Origin of the sequence: Edaphocola flava, from assembly GCF_004118155.1 — a bacterium.
Classification (GTDB): Bacteria; Bacteroidota; Bacteroidia; order Chitinophagales; family Chitinophagaceae; genus Edaphocola; species Edaphocola flava.
The window spans coordinates 390,785-403,147 of sequence record NZ_SAIQ01000001.1; the positions used below are offsets into that span (position 1 = coordinate 390,785).

The 12,363-nt window shown below is 43.4% G+C and carries 11 protein-coding genes and 1 tRNA gene; 4 read left to right on the top strand and 8 right to left on the bottom strand.

Translation table 11 applies throughout. From position 1 onward, the window contains the following. Positions 1-26: 26 nt before the first annotated feature. The 8 genes from EMP01_RS01840 to EMP01_RS01875 all read right to left on the bottom strand — a co-directional run bounded on the left by EMP01_RS01840 (position 27) and on the right by EMP01_RS01875 (position 6,312). Positions 27-98 (bottom strand) — tRNA-Arg (locus tag EMP01_RS01840). 47 nt (positions 99-145) lie between these two features. Beyond that, positions 146-745, bottom strand: coding sequence for a gliding motility lipoprotein GldD (gene gldD / locus EMP01_RS01845; protein ID WP_129019792.1), 600 nt, complete (start codon positions 743-745; stop codon positions 146-148). Next, positions 746-1,384, bottom strand: coding sequence for a DUF4296 domain-containing protein (locus tag EMP01_RS01850; RefSeq protein WP_129019793.1), 639 nt, complete (start codon positions 1,382-1,384; stop codon positions 746-748). Then, positions 1,356-2,276: a type IX secretion system protein PorD gene (gene porD, locus EMP01_RS01855; protein ID WP_129019794.1), complete on the bottom strand. Its 921-nt coding sequence runs from the start codon at positions 2,274-2,276 to the stop codon at positions 1,356-1,358. The genes EMP01_RS01850 and porD overlap by 29 nt, the downstream gene beginning before the upstream one ends. Beyond that, complete coding sequence (gene coaBC / locus EMP01_RS01860) at positions 2,273-3,475, bottom strand: bifunctional phosphopantothenoylcysteine decarboxylase/phosphopantothenate--cysteine ligase CoaBC (RefSeq protein ID WP_129019795.1); 1,203 nt, start codon at positions 3,473-3,475, stop codon at positions 2,273-2,275. The genes porD and coaBC overlap by 4 nt, the downstream gene beginning before the upstream one ends. Positions 3,476-3,480: 5 nt before the next feature. Further along, positions 3,481-4,803: a DUF58 domain-containing protein gene (locus EMP01_RS01865; RefSeq protein ID WP_129019796.1), complete on the bottom strand. Its 1,323-nt coding sequence runs from the start codon at positions 4,801-4,803 to the stop codon at positions 3,481-3,483. Positions 4,804-4,927: 124 nt separating this feature from the next. Next, entirely contained in the window at positions 4,928-5,470 is a 543-nt protein-coding gene (locus tag EMP01_RS01870; protein WP_129019797.1) for a calcium-binding EGF-like domain-containing protein, read from the bottom strand. A gap of 125 nt (positions 5,471-5,595) precedes the next feature. Beyond that, positions 5,596-6,312, bottom strand: coding sequence for a DUF4290 domain-containing protein (locus EMP01_RS01875; RefSeq protein WP_129019798.1), 717 nt, complete (start codon positions 6,310-6,312; stop codon positions 5,596-5,598). Between the two features lie 285 nt (positions 6,313-6,597). Between EMP01_RS01875 and EMP01_RS01880 the strand changes: the two genes are divergently transcribed. The 4 genes from EMP01_RS01880 to EMP01_RS01895 all read left to right on the top strand — a co-directional run bounded on the left by EMP01_RS01880 (position 6,598) and on the right by EMP01_RS01895 (position 12,306). Next, positions 6,598-7,437 carry an alpha/beta fold hydrolase gene (locus tag EMP01_RS01880; RefSeq protein WP_129019799.1) on the top strand — a complete coding sequence of 280 codons (840 nt, stop codon included), beginning with the start codon at positions 6,598-6,600 and terminating at the stop codon, positions 7,435-7,437. A 6-nt stretch (positions 7,438-7,443) separates the two neighbouring features. Then, the gene (tamL, locus tag EMP01_RS01885) at positions 7,444-9,897 is read left to right on the top strand and encodes a translocation and assembly module lipoprotein TamL (RefSeq protein ID WP_129019800.1); all 2,454 of its coding nucleotides are present in this window, start codon (positions 7,444-7,446) and stop codon (positions 9,895-9,897) included. Positions 9,898-10,003: 106 nt separating this feature from the next. Then, positions 10,004-11,611 carry a sensor histidine kinase gene (locus EMP01_RS01890; RefSeq protein ID WP_129019801.1) on the top strand — a complete coding sequence of 536 codons (1,608 nt, stop codon included), beginning with the start codon at positions 10,004-10,006 and terminating at the stop codon, positions 11,609-11,611. 2 nt (positions 11,612-11,613) lie between these two features. Next, positions 11,614-12,306 carry a response regulator transcription factor gene (locus EMP01_RS01895; protein WP_129019802.1) on the top strand — a complete coding sequence of 231 codons (693 nt, stop codon included), beginning with the start codon at positions 11,614-11,616 and terminating at the stop codon, positions 12,304-12,306. The last annotated feature ends 57 nt before the right edge of the window (positions 12,307-12,363 follow it).

Below are 12,363 nucleotides of genomic sequence, written 5' to 3' on the forward strand. Positions count from 1 at the left end.
TTTGAGAATGAACATAAATTGTGAAGTGGTCTCACCAAGAATCGAACTTGGATCTAAAGTTTAGGAAACTTCTATTCTATCCATTGAACTATGAGACCGTCCTGATTTCAATATTTCAGGAATTGCGCTGCGAATTTAAAAACTTTTATCTGAATTGCAGCGTCTCAATTAAATGTTCTATGTCCTTTTTCAGGAAAGTGGCCGCCGGTGCTATAGAATCGGCATTCGGCGCACTGTTAAAATAGAGGGAACCGCGGATAAAATGTTTGGTTTTATCGGTAACGTAGAATTGGTATACAGATGCTGCATTGCCGCCAACTGTATAAAATACACCTTCCATACCGCTTTTGGTGGTAAAAGCAGGGGCGTCAATAAAGTCGGCCTTTTTATTATGGGCATTGGTCAGTTTGTAACTCTCTCTTACCAGGTCGTTCAGATCTGCTCCCGGTTCAATCGCTTTATAGCTCAGGTATATCATTGCATTGATACCGGGAAAGTTTACATTGATCCAATAGGGCTGATGCTCTTCTTTGATCAGGTTTAAATCCTGTACTACTTTTCCGTACACAGGGTATTCGAACCGGAAAGGGAAACCGGCGCTGTCAAAGGTTTTATAGGCATGTGTTTCCGGCAGGTCTATCTTGAAATATCCTCTGGGCTTGGGCATAGAAGGCTCCGGCTTGCAGGAGGTTACAAATATAAAGGAACTCACTACCAGGGTAATTACTGCGTAAATATGCTTCATCTATTGTGCTTGCTTTTTAACTTTATCAAGGGTTTCTTTAATGTCTTTGTTTTTGCGGCGTATATCTTTCAACTCCTCGTCTTCGGTACGGTCTACCGGCTCTACAGAGGTCCGTTCCGGACGATCTATCTGAGGGGTTGCTACGGGCGTTGTAGCTTCTGGCTGCTGGATAGTATCCGTACCGGCAACAGCAGTACTATCCTCCGCCAGAGGAGCGACTTTGGGCATATCTGTCCCTTTGTATTTATTCGCCTTATCCAGCACCTTACGGTATACGCTGTCCATAACTGCAGGATGTGCATAATACCAGTCCAGAGCGGTCTGCAATTTATCCAGCGATAAATTATGGTGCTTCAATACCATAGCATAATAATAGGCCAGCGTATCGGTGTTTTTTTCTGAGCCATGTGGTATGGTATCCGCAAATTTACCAATGCTGTAATCCTCCGCAACCTGCAGGTCAAAGAGGATATTGCCCATTTCTGTTACGGGAATAGGAGGCTCCTGTTCTCTATCGCAGGAGGTAAGTGTCAGGGAATAAACGACTATACTTAAAATAATGCCTAACCCTATCCGGAATCGGCTCAATTGTACACATTTCATTACTGGACTATCGGGCATCATTATATTTTGCAGCATTTGTAATATCTAATGCGGCCAGTTTAGGGGCATACTTTTTACGCTCTACTTCAGTCATCGATTTCAGCATACCTATGTATTCTGTACTTTTGGCATTGAAGAAGAACTGGAGTAAAACAGAAGAAGGGTTTTGCTGATTAAGGGTCACCAGACTTTCCAGACCATCCATGATCACTCTGCGGCTTTCTTCCGGTTTTTCCCACATCATATCCATCCCAAAGCGATGGTATGCATATAGGTAAGGACGAAACGCTTCAAAGCGCGGATTCATAATCTGATCTATAAGCCAGTAGCGGTTCTTATTACTTCCTTCACTTGATTTCCATCCGACAATAGTCTTTCCCTCTTCCGGCGCATTCAGTACAATATACTGTGCCTTCTTGAAAAATTCAGTGCCACCACCCTGCTGAAATGAATCATAGGTAAAACCAAGTATAATATTGATATAATAAGCAATTGTTGCGGTAAGGTTAGCCGCTACGGGATCGCTGCCGGCAACACGCTGTTCATCAAACAGTACGACTTGTCCCTGCTCATATTTAAAAGAAAGATCCCGGTCCTGAAAATTGACCAGCGGAGAGGTATATGTTGAGTTGAATACCGGGCGGGATGCCTGTACCGTAAGCGTTCCGCTGAATATACTCCCGCTTTTCTTGGTTAGGTTCAACAGGAAACTGGCTTCTATTTTCTCAATATTCTTATAGGTGTCATTGGTCCATTTGGTATTATTCAGCAATTGGTTCAGGGAGTTCTCCAGGTTTTCCATCAACTTGGGATCTACCCCTTGCAGGCGCTCATAACGCACCGTTACCTTGCCGTTAAACTCCTGGGCAAGAACTGCTGTATTCACCAACAGCATGCAAACAATAACAACGATAAAGCGTCTGATCATGATCTGGAAATATAATTAATAATCTCCCGGGCTACATCGGCCTTGGACTGCAAAGGTAGCTCATACGGAGGTTTGTTTGTACTGATGATGGTCACCTTATTGGTATCTGTACCAAAGCCTGCACCTTTATCATTCAGGGAGTTCAGTACAATAAAATCGGCATTCTTCTTTACCAGCTTGGCCTGGGCATGCTCCAGCTCATTATTGGTTTCTAAAGCAAAGCCGACAATGACTTGTTTTGTCTTTTTCTGCCCCAGGGTAGCGAGGATATCCGGATTCTTGACCAGTTCTAAAGTCATATGATCCGAGTTTTCTTTCTTTTTAATCTTTTCTTTTGCCTGTTCTGCCGGTCTGAAATCGGCTACTGCCGCACTCATAATAACCAGGTCCATCTCTTCAAAAACAGCTTCGCATTGTGCGTACATCTGCTGTGCGCTTTCTACCTTAACGACCGTAATACCCGGCATTGATACCGTCTCTTTGGTCGGCCCCAGGACGAGGGTTACTGCTACACCCTGTTGTGCCAGGTTTTGCGCCAGGGCTATGCCCATTTTGCCTGAAGAATAATTACCTATAAAACGCACCGGGTCCAGTTTTTCGTATGTTGGTCCGGCCGTGATCAATGCCTTCTTATAAATGGATAAAGCGTGTTTTTCAGCCTTTTGCGCCAGGAAACCGGCTACAAATTGTACAATACGTTCCGGGTCGGCCATACGTCCTGCACCAATGATGCCACTGGCCAGCTCTCCGTGTTCCGGCTCAATGATCGTATTACCGTATGACTGTATTTTCTGTACATTGGCCTGGGTAGAAGGATGTATCCACATATCCTCATCCATAGCCGGCGCAACCAGCACCGGACAGGTAGCAGAAAGGTATACTGCCTGTACAATATTATCGCAAAGACCATGTGCCATTTTAGCCAGACTATTGGCACTGCATGGAGCCACCAGCATCACATCGGCCCAGCGGCCCAGGTGCACATGATTATGCCACTGATCATTATCACTCACACTACTATATACACTATTCTTAGACACGGTAGACAGGGACAAGGGACTTACAAAGTCTGCCGCAGCAAGGGTCATTAATACCTGCACCTCTGCACCCTGCTTTACCAGCTGGCGTACCAGTTCCGGTGTTTTATAAGCAGCAATGCTGCCGGTTACCGCAAGAATAATTTTCTTATTGGTCAACATAAATCTTAAATAGATTGTCTTGATTTCAGTTCTAAATAATTATTGACTACATCTACAGTCAACTTTTCCGGTGTTGTCAATACTGCTATAATACCATAGCGGCGCAGCTCTTTGACCATTTGCTTTTTTTCATAGTCAAAGCGATCTACTATTGTCCGGGTGTAAATACCTTCTGTGGTATCGGGTTGTGCATCTTTCAGTTCTTTGATCGTCGTATTTTCAAAAAACACCACACAAAGCAGGTGTCTCTTGGCCAGTCCTCTCAGGAAAGGCATCTGCCGCTCCAGTGAAGTCAGTGACTCAAAATTGGTATACAGCATCAGGAAGGATCGCTGGCTGAGCTTATGACGGGTTACGGTAACCAGTCTTTCAAAGTCGGCATCCAGGAAGTCGGTATGCTGATGGTATAAGGTTTCCAGGATTTTATTCATCTGTCCCGGACTGGCCTCTGCCGGAATAATATCCTGCACCGAAGAGGAAAAGGTAATCAGGCCCACTTTATCATGACGATGCAGCGCAACGTTCATAAAAGTGAGTGCGGATTTAATAGAGTGATCCATTAAGGTCATTCCCTCAAAAGGCATTTTCATAGAACGGCCTTTATCAATCACACAATAGATCATCTGCGCCCTTACATCGGTAAAGGTATTGACCATCATATTGTTCTTACGGGCAGTGGCTTTCCAGTTGATAGTACGGATATCGTCTCCGTTGACATATTCCTTGATCTGTTCAAATTCAAGACTATGGCCCAGGCGGCGGATCTTTTTGGTACCGGCCATCTGATTGCGATCGCTGGTGGCCATCAGCTGGTAGTTTTTAAGATAGCGGGTGGTAGGATATACTTTTACCTCTGCAGGTTCATCCATCACAATTCTTCTCTTCAACAACCCTAAAGGGCTGGTCACAAAAGCAATGATATGTTCAAACCGGTACAGCCCGCGGCTGAGGGGTTTCAATTCATATGAGATAAGGTCTTCCTGTCCTGCACTCAGCTGCTTATACAATACGAAATCGCGTATCTGAAACTGTACAGGCACTTCGTCTATACATTCAACCTTAATGGCATATCCAAACCGGTTTTTCAATTGCAGTCTTACGGGATTATCTTCGGCCAGGTGCCAGCGATCCGGCACAATGCGATGCATCTCAAGCGTTCTGTTACGCCCAAACAGCAGTAGGATATCAATTACGGTAAGTGCTGCAAAAGTGAATAGTAAGATTATGGCTGCATACCAGAGCACGGGCATAAAGAAAGCAGCAAAAAACAGTACGGCATTTATGGCCAGTACTATAAACCAACGATAGTGTATAAAAACATTTTTCATGGATACCTGCTAAACTGTACAGCAATTTGCCGATCAGAAGTTCAAAAATAATAAATAAAAGCGAGGCTACCGGAATAAAGATAGCCTCGCTTTTTCTTTTCGCAAGAAGAATTGCGGGATGAAATTATTTAGTCCACAGGGACGGAGAACCTACTCCCTGGTATCCGAAGTTATCAATGATACCATCAGAAGAGGTTACACGATAGTATAATTTCAGCTCGCCGTGTCCTTTATAGAATTTTTCCGGGGTAATGGCACCATAACCTACAACGGTTTTGGTCAGTGTACCTACGGTATACGTCTGTGTTGGGATAAAGATAGAATCTTTAACAATGTTTGCAACCAGTACCGCATTGTTCTGGTTATTGAAGTTGCGGATCTGTATGCTGGTCAGTGTAGAGTTATTTTCTACTGATACTGTATAGCGCGCGATGCTGCTTACGGTACCATCTTCAGTAACTGTCCAGGCGCCTTTATAACGGTCACGGGTAATCGTTTCACAACGATCTCCTTCATAGCCAGCAGGACAGGTACATGATCCGTCAGTCTCACAAGTTCCTCCGTTTGCACAAACGATAGCCTTACACTTATCCACTTCACAAGATGATATTGTAAACGTAGTAATTGCTGCTATTGCGCTAAAAGATGCCAATAAAAAACGCTTCATAATTATAATATCTTACAGAATGATTGAAAGGGATTACTTAATTTTAATGCCTAAAAATAATCAAAGAAATCGGAAAAGCAAACTTTTGCTAAAAAAACAATTCAATGCAGGACCGGTTATACGGCTTAATTGCGCTTTTTGTTTTTAGAATAATGCCCGCTATTGCTATTATTGTTGCTATTACTATTGCTGTTGCGGTTGTTTTTATTACCTCCGCCTCCGCTACCGCCATTTTTATTGCGGTTTTGGTTATTATTATTGTTACCGCTATTACTCTGCGCGTGTTTTTTAAAGTTGCTGTTGTTAAAGCGAACCTTTACATCTCCCGGCACATAATCCAGCGCACCATTACTCAATACCCTCAGTTCTTCTTTGATGATATCGTCCTGCACCTGCTCTTTATGCCAGTTAGCATAAGATAGTTTCATGTAATAGGCTACTGATTGCGTAAACCCTTTACGTTTCTCCTCATCATCGGTTTGAATCGCACGGTCTATAATCTGGGTAATATTGTGCCCGATATGTTTATTCTTGCGGTTACGTTTTGGATATGGTAATGGTTCCGGCCTTTTAGCCATTTCCTCTCTTGTCGGAACGGGATACGGGGAATCGATCTTCAGCTCAAAATCAGAGATACGAAAGATATGGTCCCACAGCTTATGCCTGAAGTCTTCTACATTTTTCAGATGCGGATTCAGGATACCCATCAGCTCTATTATGGACTGTGCATTTTTCTGGCGTTTTTCCGGATCTTCTATGGTGAGAATATAATCCACCATTTTCTGAATGTGCCGTCCATATTCCGGCATGATTAATTTATTACGGGAAGTATTATACTGCATTAAAAAAGGATCAAAATAATTGAAAGTGAAGTAGCTCTCTCAATGGCATTTAAGGATGTATGCCATGAGCAAACTGTATAAACAGGAGATTACTGTTACTGCAAATATATAATATTTTAATTTAAAAACACTTTTTGTTCCTTTGGGCCTAAATGCAGGCTTCTGTTTAAATAATCGGAAGCGTTCGTAAAATTCCTGTAATTTTGCCACCTTCTGTATATTTTATTTTTAGTGATGCTATGTAGTAGAGGAGTACGATATGGCTTTACAATAAATTATTAATTGATGCAAAATCATTTCATCGAAAGCAACGGTCTTAAGCAGCATTACCTGGAGTTTTATGCCGGGCCGGACAAGCCTCACCTGATCATGGTACATGGCATTACAGCCAATGCTCATGCATTTGACGGTGTTATTCATGCCGGGCTGCTGGGACAATATAATATTTACTGCCCTGACTTAAGGGGAAGAGGTTTAAGTGCAAAACCTGCATTTGCCTACTCCCTGCAGGACCATGCCATGGATATACTCGGACTGCTGGACCATTTAGGAATTGAAGAGGCCAATATAGCGGGGCACTCTTACGGTGGGCTGCTCTCTGCCTATCTCTGTGCAAATTACCCGGACCGCATCCGTAAAATTGTGTTTATAGATTCCGCGGCGGAGCTGAATCCTAATTCAGGGGCTATGCTGGCACCGGTATTTGAGCGATTATCGAAGGTATATGATTCTTACGATGCATTTATTGACAGCATGAAAAACGCTCCTCAGATTACTTTCTGGGATGATTTTATGGAAAGCTATTATTGTGCGGATATACAGATGCGTGCAGATGGCAGAGTGGACACTATTCCCAACCTGGCTAATATGACTTCTGTTGCACTCAATGTCATAAACCAGAACTGGAAAAGTACCTTTGAGAAAATAATGATACCTTGTATACTCATCAACGGTACAGATGATTATAACCTGGATGAGCCCTTACTGCCCCGGTATAAGGCTAAAGAAACCGTTGCGATCATGAAGGACTGTACCCTGTATTCTGTAAAGGGCAATCACCAGACCATGTTATACGGCGCGCATGCCCGCGATATTGCACATATTATTTCGGATTTTATCCAGTAATCGTATATGAAATTTAAGGCGAAGACTACATATCGGAAATCGGGGTACCATGGCTGCTTTGCGGCATTATGGTTAGTCCTGTTCCTGTACTCCTGCAGCCCTACAAAGCACTTCAAACAAAATGAATACCTGCTGCGTAAAAACACCGTCAACCTGCGTACCGATCAGACCTATGCAGATAAAGGGGCTTTAAAAGATGCCCTGAAAAGTGTAATTGTTCAGCAGAACAATACTTATTTCCTAAGTGCATTTCCCTTCAAAATATGGCTGTATAACTTACGTTATAAAAAGTTCCAGAAGGATACTGCCAACTTCCAGATTCGCTCCCGCATTGCGGAAAAACCAGTTATTTTTAATGAAAGTACGATCAGTACTTCCAAGAAGCAAATGCAAAGCCTGTTGCGCAACCAGGGATATTTTAATGCTGTGGTGACGGCTACTCATACTACCAAGGATAAGGAGGTTGTTGTACAGTATGATGTCAATACGCACCATGGATTCCTGATTGATACATTGGACTACAATGTTGATAGCTCTGATCTGGCACAGACCATGCTGCCCATATGGAAAAAGAAATCATTGCTGCAGCAATCAATGCCCTACTCTAATGGTTTGCTGTCTGCTGAGCGCAGCCAGATGGTAAACCTTGCGAAGAACGAAGGCTTCTACAAATTCAACACCGATAATATTTCTTTTGAGCTGGACACCTCCGGTACCAAAACCTTACGCTCTAAAAAAAGTATAGTAGAAAACGCTGCCAATATTCTGGTGGGAAAAATCAAAAATAGCCGGCCTACTGTTTCTGTTACAGCTACGGTAAAAGAGGAAGAAAACTATACCGCATTCAACCGGTACCAGTACCAGCATATCTATGTATACCCGGAGTATAAGGACAATGAGAACTTCCGTAAAAGTTACCAGTACGAACAGGTGATTGACGGCATTACTTTCCGGTACAAAAACAAAAAACCACTTGTTCGTAACGGGGTTATTAAATCTAAGATCTTTCTGCAACCAAAGGGCTTATACCGCCAGCAGGACTATGACAATACATTGCTGCAGCTGAATGACCTGGGTATCTACAACTATGCCCGCATCTTCCTACTCGATGGTAAAGACTCTGCGGGCAGCCTTGAGCAATTAAATGCGCACATTATTCTGAGCCCTGCCAAACCATATGAGTTCTCTACCAACTTTGAATTATCAGGAGGGGATCTTTATATTGCCGGTAGTGCGGTGAATGCATCCGTTACCAATCGTAATATGTTCCGCGGGGCAAACCAGTTCTCCGTTTCCGGCACCTACGGGTTTGAGCTGAACCAGTATAAGAATACCGATCAGCCATTCTTCCAGCGGTTCTACCTGCTGTCTCAGAATTTCGGTTTAAACATGAAGCTGATTTCGCCCAAATTCATTTTACCGTTTTCCATCAACAATAACCGCTCTGCCAGTCCCAAAACGGTGTTTACGATTGGGGTCAACTACCTGGACCGCCCGGCCTACTTCAGACTGCGCAATATCAACAGTAGTTTTGGTTATGTATGGAAAAGCAATAACTGGACCACATGGCAGATCAATCCTGTGTTTATCAATACCCTGCACCTGAGCAATATTTCTGATTCTTTCCGCGTGCGTATGAATCAGGTTCAGGCCATTCGTAACAGTTACCAGGAGAACTTCATTGAAGGTGAGAATGTAGAATTTATTCATAACACAGAAGGCCGGTTACCGCACCGTCATACATACCTGCGACTGGGCCTGGAAGAGGCCGGTACGCTTATGCGGGGTGTCAATGCTATCGCTAAAGCAGCAAATGATAAAGGTTTATCCTTTAACTATGCTAATTATGTACGGCTTGATTTTGATGCACGCCAGTATTTCAAAAGTAATAATGCAACATTCGTGCTGCGCATGTATGGTGGTGTTGGTATCCCGTATGGCAATTCCCGTACGCTACCTTACATCAAACAGTACTTTGTCGGCGGAGCCTATAGTATCCGGGGCTGGGCACCACGCCTGCTGGGCCCGGGCAGTTATTACAATCCTGCAGCCCAAAACAGCCAGGACCGCATTTTCATTGACCAGAGCGGAGATATTAAACTGGAATGGAATGCAGAATATCGTTTTAAAATGATCCAGCTATTTGCAGGTGCAATAGGCCTGAATGGCGCTGTATTTGCCGATGCTGGTAATATTTGGCTGGCACAGCAGGACCCTAATCTTCCGGGGGCATCTTTCCGCTTCAATGCACTGTGGCAGGACATCGCACTGAGTACCGGTGCTGGCCTGCGCGCTGATATTGGTGGCTTTCTGATCTTAAGAGCGGACTGGGCTTTCCCATTGAAAAAACCTTACGTACCTTATAACAGCGGCTGGGTAATAGAAGGCATCGACTTTGGCAGTAAGGAATGGCGTCACCAGAATATCAACCTCAATATCGGTATCGGTATGCCCTTCTAATACCTAAGGGCTGATGCTATCTTAACTACTTATTAGTAAGTTAATTAATGTTAATGCACTCCTGCGATTGGAATAAGTCATTAATATTGTTTCTTATTTGTAAGTAATGCGCAGTAAAAGACAATTACGGTATATTACGGTGCTGATGGTATTGAGTCTGGCGCTTATTGGCCTTTTTCTGGGCATCTGGATCGACAGTAGTTATGAGACAGAAAAACGGAATCTGAATAAGGCGCTGAATGTATTATATAACGAACTTACCCAGGAGCAGTTTACCGAATATATTACAGGCGAAATGAGCCGGTATGTGCTGCAGCAGCAATTGGCTTCCGGCATGCTTTCGCTCAACCAGATATCTGCACTTAAATCATCTGCTACGGTTCAGTCATTAGGCACACCTCATCTGACTGCACCGCAAACTAATGATACAACAGCTTCTCATCCCAAAAGGCAACCGGAATCGCTTCTGGAACAAATGCCCACAATGCAATCCTATAATTCTATTGAAGATGCCCCGGATAGCATTAAGAAACTCCTGGTAAACCAGATTCAGTCCATCGCATCTACTCCGGAGGGATTGACGATCATCGCTCAACCTGATTCTGTGATCGCATCTAAAGATACACCGGAAAAGGTGTCTGCCAAAGGAACAGCAGGCTCCCCTAACGCCAATGCAAAGAAAAGTGCAAACCTGGACGAAATGATAGAGCAGGTAATGGGCATGATTAACGGGGCTAATGTGATCAAAAGTATGGATACGGCAAGGCTGTTTACCAGCTTCTCTTCGATGGTTACAGAACGGTACAAGGGACTTAAAGTATCAAAAAAGCAGCGCTACAATGATGATTTCTTAATGGATAATGAGAAGTCCGTTGCATCCTTACTCGGCATGGAAGTATATGTCTATAATTACAGGCCATACCTCTGGACCGGATTATATACCCAGCTTATGCTCTCACTGGTGGTGTTTGTGATCTGCACCCTTACTTTTTATTTTTCTTACCGCACGCTCGTGCAGCAGCAGCAGTTAACCACCCAGAAGAATGATTTCATCAGCAATACCGCTCATGAATTGAAAACCCCCATTACTACTTCCCTGCTGGCCCTGGAGGCCTTCAATCACTTCGAGATTAAAGACCATATCGAACAGACCAAAGAGTACATCAGTATTGCCAACAGTGAGCTTAAACGCCTGGAGGCTTTTGTGCTGAATATCTTAAACCAGTTATCGGTAGATCAGGGTACCATACAGTTTCATAAAAGTGAATTCCGCTTCCCGCAGTTATTGCAGAATGTAATTACAAAATACAAGGCGACTATTATTATGCAAGAAAGGGTACTGGAAATACTGGGCACTATCCCTAACGGAGTCATAGAAGGAGATCCTTTCCATCTGGAGAGTGCGATCGGCAATGTGCTGGATAATGCGATTAAATATGGCAGGGAGCGGATATGTATTGCTACTCATGCAGCTGATGGATATGTGCGTATTGAAATAGAAGATGACGGCACTGGTATTGCACCGAAAGAGAGCAAAAGAGTATTTGAAAAATTTTATCGCGTACACAGTGAAAAGGGACATATCGTAAAGGGCCATGGGCTTGGGCTCGCCTATACGCAATATGTGATTAAAGCGCATAATGGCACGATTCGTATTGATAACTCTTCTTTAGGAGGAGCAAAATTTATTATAAAAATTCCGATTAAGTATTAGTTATGGAGGGTAAAAAAATTCTGTATATTGAGGATGAACAGGCACTGGCCAGGATTGTGACGGATATGCTGCGACTGAAGGGGTACCAGGTATTGCACAAGGAAGATGGTCAGAATATCCTATCCGTTTTAAATAATTTCCAACCCGATCTCTGCATTTTCGACATTATGCTACCGCATATAAACGGATTGAGTATTGCACAGATTGTTCGCGGGATCGATACTAAGCTGCCAATCATTTTTCTCAGTGCCAAAGGACAGGGGCAGGATGTTATAGATGGCTTCAGTGCCGGTGCGAATGATTATATACGCAAGCCCTTTAGCATCGATGAGCTTATGGTACGTGTGCAATACCAGCTCAAGCAGAAAGAAAAGCCTGCTGAGCTACAATCAGGTACTCATGAGCGTGTATTTGGAGATTGCGCTTTCAACCCCCAACAGTATACCTTAAAGGTAGGCTCAGAGCTATATACTTTATCTCAAAGGGAATCGGAGATCCTTTCTATGCTTTTCCTGGATCCTGATGCCATCATTAACAGACGGGAGCTTTTGTTATCGGTATGGGGAGATGATACGTTTTACAATTCACGCAATCTTGATGTGTACATCCGTAAAATAAGAAACTACTTCCAGGCTTCAGCACAGGTATCTTTGGTTACCCTGAAAAGTGTAGGTTTTAAGATGATACTGAAATAGTATGGCAATCATACACAAAAGGCTAAGTCTATCCCGAAGGTTAGCCTTAGCCTTTTA

Bases quoted from the DNA above. Each gene is read 5' to 3' on its own strand.
- gldD (WP_129019792.1), bottom strand. From the start codon at position 745: ATGAAGCATATTTACGCAGTAATTACCCTGGTAGTGAGTTCCTTTATA.
- EMP01_RS01850 (WP_129019793.1), bottom strand. From the start codon at position 1,384: ATGCTGCAAAATATAATGATGCCCGATAGTCCAGTAATGAAATGTGTA.
- porD (WP_129019794.1), bottom strand. From the start codon at position 2,276: ATGATCAGACGCTTTATCGTTGTTATTGTTTGCATGCTGTTGGTGAAT.
- coaBC (WP_129019795.1), bottom strand. From the start codon at position 3,475: ATGTTGACCAATAAGAAAATTATTCTTGCGGTAACCGGCAGCATTGCT.
- EMP01_RS01865 (WP_129019796.1), bottom strand. From the start codon at position 4,803: ATGAAAAATGTTTTTATACACTATCGTTGGTTTATAGTACTGGCCATA.
- EMP01_RS01870 (WP_129019797.1), bottom strand. From the start codon at position 5,470: ATGAAGCGTTTTTTATTGGCATCTTTTAGCGCAATAGCAGCAATTACT.
- EMP01_RS01875 (WP_129019798.1), bottom strand. From the start codon at position 6,312: ATGCAGTATAATACTTCCCGTAATAAATTAATCATGCCGGAATATGGA.
- EMP01_RS01880 (WP_129019799.1), top strand. From the start codon at position 6,598: ATGCAAAATCATTTCATCGAAAGCAACGGTCTTAAGCAGCATTACCTG.
- tamL (WP_129019800.1), top strand. From the start codon at position 7,444: ATGAAATTTAAGGCGAAGACTACATATCGGAAATCGGGGTACCATGGC.
- EMP01_RS01890 (WP_129019801.1), top strand. From the start codon at position 10,004: ATGCGCAGTAAAAGACAATTACGGTATATTACGGTGCTGATGGTATTG.
- EMP01_RS01895 (WP_129019802.1), top strand. From the start codon at position 11,614: ATGGAGGGTAAAAAAATTCTGTATATTGAGGATGAACAGGCACTGGCC.